The sequence below is a fragment of the Pseudomonas sp. GM24 genome (assembly GCF_000282235.1).
GTDB lineage: Bacteria > Pseudomonadota > Gammaproteobacteria > Pseudomonadales > Pseudomonadaceae > Aquipseudomonas.
The window spans coordinates 1-8,502 of record NZ_AKJR01000175.1 but is presented as its reverse complement, the minus strand read 5'-3'; the positions used below and the strand labels follow the sequence as shown (position 1 = coordinate 8,502).

At 61.5% G+C, this 8,502-nt stretch carries 6 protein-coding genes and 1 pseudogene; all 7 read right to left on the bottom strand.

The genetic code is table 11. From position 1 onward, the window contains the following. A pseudogene (locus PMI23_RS19285) lies at positions 1 to 1,911 on the bottom strand (Ig-like domain repeat protein); the annotation flags it as partial. 359 nt (positions 1,912 to 2,270) lie between these two features. After that, positions 2,271 to 3,029 (bottom strand): PIG-L deacetylase family protein, encoded by a 759-nt coding sequence (locus PMI23_RS19280; protein WP_007918172.1) that lies wholly within the window; start codon positions 3,027 to 3,029, stop codon positions 2,271 to 2,273. Between the two features lie 156 nt (positions 3,030 to 3,185). Continuing rightward, positions 3,186 to 3,872, bottom strand: coding sequence for a glycosyltransferase (locus PMI23_RS19275; RefSeq protein ID WP_007918170.1), 687 nt, complete (start codon positions 3,870 to 3,872; stop codon positions 3,186 to 3,188). After that, complete coding sequence (locus PMI23_RS19270; RefSeq protein ID WP_007918168.1) at positions 3,869 to 4,468, bottom strand: SAM-dependent methyltransferase; 600 nt, start codon at positions 4,466 to 4,468, stop codon at positions 3,869 to 3,871. The genes PMI23_RS19275 and PMI23_RS19270 overlap by 4 nt, the downstream gene beginning before the upstream one ends. Further along, a complete protein-coding gene (locus PMI23_RS19265) occupies positions 4,465 to 5,223 on the bottom strand; it encodes a PIG-L deacetylase family protein (RefSeq protein ID WP_007918166.1) in 759 nt (252 codons plus the stop codon). The genes PMI23_RS19270 and PMI23_RS19265 overlap by 4 nt, the downstream gene beginning before the upstream one ends. Continuing rightward, positions 5,220 to 6,218, bottom strand: coding sequence for an acyl-CoA dehydrogenase family protein (locus PMI23_RS19260; protein ID WP_007918164.1), 999 nt, complete (start codon positions 6,216 to 6,218; stop codon positions 5,220 to 5,222). The genes PMI23_RS19265 and PMI23_RS19260 overlap by 4 nt, the downstream gene beginning before the upstream one ends. A 1-nt stretch (position 6,219) precedes the next feature. Beyond that, a complete protein-coding gene (glgX, locus tag PMI23_RS19255; RefSeq protein WP_007918157.1) occupies positions 6,220 to 8,379 on the bottom strand; it encodes a glycogen debranching protein GlgX in 2,160 nt (719 codons plus the stop codon). Positions 8,380 to 8,502: the final 123 nt, after the last annotated feature.

Sequence of the window (8,502 nt, the reverse complement as noted above, 5' to 3'; positions counted from 1 at the left end):
GGTATCAAAGGTAATCCCGCCGGGCGCGATTGTGCCTTTGGAGTCGGTGATGTTGCTGATGGCGGGCGATATCCACCCAGCCACCCGTAAATCTAATGCTGCAGAGTATTCATTCCGCTGCGTGGCGGTCCGCCACAATGTATAGAGCACCCTAACGCTATTTCCGATGTTGGCCGTCACGAATTTTACGTCCACCGGAAAACGCACAGGTTGACCTTCGGTCACGGTGGTAATGGGCAGCCAGTCACTGGTGCTGGCGAATGGGTTGGGACTGCGCCAGTAAAAGGTAAGAACATCCCCCTTCAGGGTCTTCGCCTCGCTGATCCACACATGCACTCTCTCGAACACCTTGGACGGATCCAGCACATCCCCCGGCGGATCGGCCTCTTCCACTTCGGGGGCCGGCAGTGTCGCGCGGACCTTCCCGACCTTGGCCAGCAACCGCTCGGACTCTCTGATGTCGAGGAGGCCAGGTGCATCGTTCGCGACCACGTAAGAAAGGTCGAGCGTGCCGTTATCAAGCACACTGATGTGCTCGGCGTTGATGTCGAACGTGACCAGGCCTTCCTTGGCTTCGTTGTCGCTGACTATATGGGAAACCTCATGCAGATAGGCGTCGCCGTTGGACTTGATGCCGGTCCATCTCAGGCAGATCAGGTCGCCATTTTTCATCGCGTAGCGTACGTCGACCGTGGCGTAAGGCTGGTCCGGTTCGAGGGTATCGCCGAGCAGTTCGCGGATGCTCGGCTCGGGGAGCATGTTGACGTCGCCTTCTACCCTGGCAAGAGCGCGCCGGGAAGAGATCGGGTCGCCCCCGTCCTTTTTGTAGAGAATATAAGACGCATCGGCACGCCCTTGGGCGATGGCCCTGATCAACTCATAGGGCACTTCGATTTCCAGCACTGAAGGGACGTTATCGATGTCGCGGGTTTCGCTGCAGATGAGCGGTTCCGCGTTATCCGGCGGCGTGCCGATAAAGGTCATTTTCACGCTGTCGCCCACGCCGAAGTACTGGCTGCTGACATGGATCTGAATCGTCACCGGCTGCTTGTTCAAATCCCTGATAGTAATCACGCCGTTGAGGGCTTCCCTGATGATCGGTGCCTCCAGTCGCCAGCCGCCCGCGTCCACGTCGATGTAGGTGCGTTGAGAGTGGCGGTCGGCCCAATTCCCGACTTCGTCAATGATGTCGTATTTGACTACCAGTCTGAGACCGTCGCCGGCGCCGAGAATGGCGTCCTGATCAATCAGGATTTCGATCGGCTGCTGGCCTTCGGCTTGCTCCGGCGTGATGCGGTGCGCAGAAATCAGGTATTCGCCCAGCTGTAAACGCACCTTGTCGTTGCGTGTGCAATACACATAATGAGGGATGGTGGCCAGTACCCCTTTTTTGGCCCATTCGGCGTCTATCACGCCTTGTTCGACCAGTTCGGGTGGCAGATGCACGATGTTCAGTTCTGAATGGCCGTCCTCGTCATTCGGATGCCTGTCAAAGTTACCCGGCTTGTATAGCTTGACCCATATCCGCAAGGCCACCGAGGGCGGATCGGCTTCGGTCTCGCCTTTGCGTGTCAGCACATAGTGGCAGTTTTCAAGCCACCCCGACTCGACAGGCGTCGGCAGATAAAAGAACACCCGCTGGTTGACTTCGTCGGCCTCCACGAATCGTTCGCGCACTCTCGTGCCGTTGCAATAAATCTCGAGTTTGTCACCCTCGCTCATGGGAGGCAGATAAGGATTGATGACGCACAGCACGCCGTCGGGGTCATCGGTGGCGACCTTGATGCTGATCCCGCCATCGCCATCTTGCACCGGCTCGACCATCCCCGGAATCAGCAGGGGACGCAGCACCGTCAGTGGGTTGTTGCCTTCCGTCAGGGGAGGGAAGCGGAAACGCTTGTGAGAAGGCATCAGGCAAGTCCTCTTGAAGAGCATTCAGGCGCTTTTTGATGACGACCGGTGCGGACAAACTCAGTGCGAGTCGAGGTGGATTCAGGCTTGGGGTCGTTGACAAACACGGCAATGCACTCCGGTCGGGTGATGGAGTGATTGAACCTGTATTGATGGGTTAGCGCACCTGTCAGATCTGACAGGTGCGCACTGAAAATCGACGAACGGCTTAAGAGGGGTGGCACGAATTTCTGGCGGTGAATTGCGAGAAAATGCACCCGCGCCAGCAGGATGTCAGTCGGCTTTCACGCTGAAGGTTCTGGCGCTTTCATCAACAAGCCCATAGGTATTGCGAGATGTACTCCGTGAACTCGTTGAGTTCAGACAAACACGATTTCATACGGCAAGCGCATCCGCTCCAGGATCACCGGCGGCAGCATCGGCGCAATGCCGATCGCCGGTTCGCCGTTGAGCTGGCTGGCGTAGGCGTGGGTGGCGTGGCTCTTGCGCGCGACGGTCCAGGTGTCGAGGCGCAGTTTGCGCGCGCGCTCCCAAGGGATCAGTTGCTGGTCGCGTTCGGGCCAGTGCCAGGCCCAGACCGGTACATCATGGAAGATCGCACCGGCCTGTTCAGCCGCTTGCGCACTGGCCCGGCCCACCGCTTCGTGGTCGTCGTTGCCATCGCCGCGCCAGGTGCTGAACACCACGTCGCCGGGGCGCAGGTAGCGGCCGATGAACTCGGTCACTTGCGCCTGCTGGTCGCACAGGGCGTTATCGGTGAAGCCGCCACGCACCCATTTCAGGCTGTGCATTGGCAGGCCGAGGCGGCGCAGGGCTTCGACGCTTTCCTGTGGGCGAAATACGCTCAGGCGTTTTTCCGACCACTGCCGCGAGCCGGGGTGGCTGGCACTGCCGTCAGTGATCGAGAGCAGTTGCAGCGGATGACCGAGGCTGGACAGTAATTGCAGCAGTCCGCCGCAGGTGACCACTTCATCGCCGGGATGCGGCGCGATGACCACGGCGCGGGCACCGTCGGGCACCAGGCTGCGAGTATTGATGACGGGAATGTTGTCCAGTTGTGCGGCGCTGTTCCATATTTGCGCCGGCAGGCTGCTGTCGCTGAGGGATAACGTTTTCATGGTCTGACGTCCTTGTGTTGTCTCGCCCTCAGTCGTGTGCGTGGCAGTGATTGCCAGACGCCACCGACCCGTGAAGGCTGGTTGAATGCCGTGCGACGCTCCGAACCCTGGATTGCCGCGCAGCAGAGTATTGCTCATGAAGCCAGATCCGTCGCGTCACAGATCAATCTGATCCGCTTTTTTTTGCTCCATCTGTGCCAGATTTCGCAGATAGTCACCAAAGCCACCACGAGCACGGCTGTCGAACCGCGCGCTGGTGAGCACTTGCGGGCGATGACTCCAGGCGATGTTGGCACCGTCCCGTTCCAGCTCCCGTACCAACTGCACATCTTCATCGCAGGCCAACGGTTTAAAGCCTCCGGCCCAGCGATAGGCGTCGGCGCTGATGCCCAGATTCGCGCCGTGAATGTGCCGATGGCCATCACAGGCCCGGTAATGCCGGTGATAGCGGATTTGCGCCGCGGCATCGAACGACTCGTGCCAGCGTTCGACGGTGACGGTACCGCATACCGCGTCGGCCCCCAAGCCCAGCTGGGCGACCAGCCAGTCGTCGGCGACCCGACTGTCGGCGTCCGAGCAGGAGATCCAGCGCGCGCCGCGTTCCAGCAACAGCTGTGCGCCGGCCGCCCGGGCCTGGCCGACATTGCGTGCATCGATGTGCAGGCTCAGCACCGGATAGCGGCTGACAATCTGCGCCGAGCGGTCAGTGCAGCTGTCGAGCACCACCAACACTTCAACCTTTTCGCCAGCCAGTAAACCGTGGCGGCTGGCGCGCATGGCCGCGTTCAGACAGTCGTCGAGCAAGTCTTCCTCGTTGTGCGCCGGGATCAGAATGCCGATCATCGCAAGCCCTCCAGTGCCGCTACCGAGCGCGGTTCACGGCTCCACACTTCAAGAATGAAGTCCGCTTCCTGATGCAAAACCACTCGCGGCAGACGCAGTTTTTCGTGGATCAGGTCGTGCACCTGCCGTGCATTCAACGGGCAGCCGTCGATGGGCGGGCGCCAGTGACAGGCGAGGAACTGGCCGTCGGCAGTCAGGCAATCACTGGCCCGACGGATCACGTCTGTCAGATCTTCGCCATCGAGGTAGTAGCCGATCTCGCTAAATACGATCAGGTCGAATTTTTCCTCCGGCCAGTCGCCGGGAAGACGGTTTTGCCGCACTTCGGCATGATCGAACAGACTCAAACGCGTGCGCGCCAAGGTCACCGCCGCACTGGCGGTGTCGCAGCACAGCAGGCGATCACAGCGGCTGGCCAGTTCGGCGCTCAACTCGCCGTTGGCGCAGCCCGGTTCGAAGATTGCCCGGTAGTGCGGACGCGGCAGGGCAGCGAGAGTGATCGCGCGTTTGCGCTGCTCGTACCAGCGCTCACGGAACGCCCACGGGTCGTCATTGCCGGCAAACAGGCCATCGAAGTAGCGATCTTCGACACTCATAGAAACACCACTTCGAAGGGCTGTAGGAGGCGATCGAGCACATACGGCGCGAGCACCGGACCGAGTCCGGCGTCAGGATCGCCCTCCAGTTGACTGGCGAAGGCATGTACCGCGTGACGCTTGCGCGCAACTTGCGCCGGCGTCAGGAGAATCTTGCGTGCGCGTTGCCACGGGACAAAGGCGTCTTCCGGGGTTGCCCAGTGCCAGGTCCACACCGGCAATTCATGGCAACTCGCACCGACGCGGCGGGCAGCTTCGGCACTGGCGCGGCCGACGGCTTCGTGGTCGCAATGACCGTCTTCACTCCACGTGGTGAACAGCACGTCATCGGGGCGCAGATGACGCTCGATGAAATTGACCAACTCTGCTTCCTGAGCGGCCACCTGGGTGTCGCTGAAGCCACCGCGCAGCCACTTCACGCGATGCATCGGCAAACCGAGGCGGCGTAACGCTTCGGCAGACTCCTGCGGGCGCACCACGCTCAGACGTTCGACCGGCCAACGACTGGAACCTGGGTGACTGGCGCTGCCGTCGGTGACTGAAATCAGCTGCAGAGGCCGTCCAGCAGCCGCGAGCAATTGCAGCAAACCGCCACAACCCAGCACTTCGTCGTCTGGGTGCGGCGCGATAATCACCGCCCGTGCGCCGGGTGGCACCAGACTAAGGATGTCGATGCTGTCCAGTTCCGCCAGATGCCGCGAAGCCTGCCATTGATGCAGGCTCGTACCCTGACCGACAATCGGATTGGTTTTCATAGCGCCCATGCCTCCGCGGATTGCCCGGCAACCATTTTCCCGAGCGCAGCCAGATCACGTTCGGCGTGACTCTGACGCAGGAACACCGGCAGGTCGGCGCTGAGCCGGGCAAAGTGCCGATCCTTGCAAAACGGCCCGGCGCCGAGGGCGCGACCGACCTCTCGCTGCACCTGTTCCGCCGACTGCTCGACCACCGCGCGGGCACGACGGGCGAGCAGTTCGGCGTTGTCCTCGGGGTGTGCATCGATGTGCAGGGCGCTGAAACGCAGGACATCGGCGGCCGCCTGCAAGGCACTGTCGACCGCGCCGAGATGGGCGAGGGCGTGCGGCTCCGGGCGTTGCTCACACTGTGCGCGCAACGCTTCGGCAATTTGCCTTGCGGCGCCGTACCAGCACGCCGCAATACCGATACCGCCTTGCCAGAAACCCGGTCGTTGCAGATAGTCGCCGGGATTGCCGATGGCCTGTGCTTCGGCGCCGTCGAACAGCACCTCCACGCTGCCAGTGGCGGCCATGCCCACGGCTTGCCAGCCTTGCTCGGTGACGGTCACGCCCGGTTGGTCGAGGGCGACGGCGACCAGTTGTTGCTGATCATCGGCATCCCACGCGGTGAGCAAGGCGTGGCTGAGCACGGCGGCCCCGGAGCACCACGCCTTGCGCCCGTGCAGCGCGACCATGTGCCCGGCCGGGCTGACCTTGACCCGCGCCTGCGGCGGTTCCGCCGCCCACATGCCCCACGTACTGCCCGGTGTCGGCGAACCGCCCAATTGCTCGATGATCGCCAGTGCGTCGGTATGGCCTTCGAACAGTTTGCACAAACCGAGGTCATGCCCAGCGACCTCCGCCAGACACTGAAAACGTTCCAGCGTGCGGCCACTGCCCGGCAACGGCAAACGATCCAGCCCGGCCTCGACCAGCGCCCGCAGACAATTGCCGAGCGCTACGGTGTGCGGATAATCCGCCGGACGCCGGGCGAGATAACGGTGCAGGTCCATATCAGTCTTCTTCATCACGTTGCAGTTCGAACAGCAGCAGCGAGCGCCCGGTGACCGAGTATTCGTGGCCGAAATCGAAGCGTTCCTGACCACGAATCGACGGCTGATTGGTGTCGATCATGCAAGTCCAGAAGCTGCCTTCCGGCACTTCCGGCAAGGTGAAATTGACGATGTCGTGGTGGGCGTTGACCACCAGCAGCAGCGTCGCATCCGCACCCTTGCGGCGAATCCCGGTTTCCTGCGCGCGGCCGTCGAGCAACATGCCCAGGCAGCGGTTGTGCGCATCGTGCCAATGCTCGGTGGTCATCTCGGTGGCGTCGGGTGCCAGCCAGGTGACGTCCTTGACGCCGATGTCCTCGTTGTACTCACCAACCAGGAAGCGGCCGCGACGCAGGATCGGATAAGCCAGACGCAACTTGATCAGGCGCTTGACGAATTTCAGCAACGCCTTGCCGTCCTCGCTCAGGTCCCAGTTGACCCAACCGATCTCGCTGTCCTGGCAATAAGCGTTGTTATTGCCGTCCTGGGTACGGGCGAATTCATCACCGGCGACGATCATCGGCGTGCCTTGGGCGAGCAGCAGGGTGGCGAAGAAATTGCGCATCTGCCGATGGCGCAGGGCATTGATTTCGGGATCGTCGGTCGGGCCTTCTACGCCATGGTTCCACGACAGGTTGTTGTTGCTGCCGTCCTGATTGTTTTCGTCGTTGGCTTCGTTGTGCTTGTCGTTGTACGACACCAGATCGTTGAGGGTGAAGCCGTCGTGGGCGGTGATGAAATTCACCGACGAGTACGGCCGCCGTCCGCGCTGGTTGAACATCTCGCCGGAGGCGGTCATGCGACTGGCGAAGTCGGCAACCTGGCCGTCGTCACCTTTCCAGAACGCGCGCACGGTGTCGCGGAACTTGTCGTTCCATTCGACCCAGCCCGGCGGGAAGTTGCCCACCTGATAGCCGCCGGGGCCGCAGTCCCACGGCTCGGCGATCATTTTCACCTGACGCAGCACCGGGTCCTGACGGCAAGCGACGAGGAAGCTGTGACGCTCGTCGAAACCATCGTGATAGCGGCCGAGAATAGTCGCCAGATCGAAACGGAAGCCGTCGACGTGCATCTCGCTGGCCCAGTAACGCAGCGAGTCGGTGACCATTTGCAGCACGCACGGATGGCTCAGGTCCAGCGTGTTGCCGGTGCCGGAATCGTTGATATAGAAGCGCTTGTCGTCCGGCATCAAACGGTAGTACGAGGCGTTGTCGATGCCGCGCATCGACAGGGTCGGACCTTGCTCGTTGCCCTCGGCGGTGTGGTTGTAGACCACGTCGAGAATCACTTCGAGATTGGCTTCGTGCAGGTGCGCAACCATCTCCTTGAACTCGGCGATCTTGCCGCTGGCCAGATAACGCGGGTCCGGAGCGAAGAAGGCGATGCTGTTGTAGCCCCAGTAGTTGGTCATGCCTTTGTGCAGTAGATGCTGGTCATTGACGAAGGCGTGAATCGGCAGCAACTCGACGGTGGACACGCCGAGCTTGCGAATATGTTCGAGCACATCGTCGACCATCAGCCCGGCGAAGGTGCCGCGTACGTTCTCCGGCACCGAAGGGTGGCGCATGCTGATGCCGCGCACGTGGGTTTCGTAAATGATGGTTTTGTCCCACGGCACGCTGACGCGATGGTCGTTGCCCCAGGTGTGCGCCGGGTCGATGACTTTGCACTTGGGCACGAACGGCGCGCTGTCGCGCTCATCGAAACTGAGGTCGGCGTCAGGGTGGCCGATGGTGTAGCCGAACAGCGCTTCCGACCATTTCAGTTCGCCGACCAATTGCTTGGCGTACGGGTCGATGAGCAGTTTGTTGTGGTTGAAACGATGACCGTTGGCCGGGTCGTAAGGGCCGTAGACGCGGTAGCCGTAAATCAGCCCCGGGTGCGCATCGGGCAGGTAGCCGTGGTAGATCTCGTCGGTGTATTCCGGCAGTTCGATGCGTTCGAGTTCGACTTCGCCGGCATCGTCGAAGATGCACAGTTCGACCTTGGTGGCGTTGGCGGAAAACAGAGCAAAGTTCACCCCCAGACCATCCCAGGTCGCACCGAGCGGGAAGGGCAGGCCTTCACGGATTCTCGACGGCTCGGCGTGCGCGGTGGGTTCGGCATTCTTTGGACGGGTCATGATTGCTCCTGCAAAACGGGTAATTTCTGGGCTTACACATCCCCCTGTAGGAGTGAGCCTGCTCGCGATAGCGGTCTATCAGGCGACATCTATGTTGAATGTCAGATCGCTATCGCGAGCAGG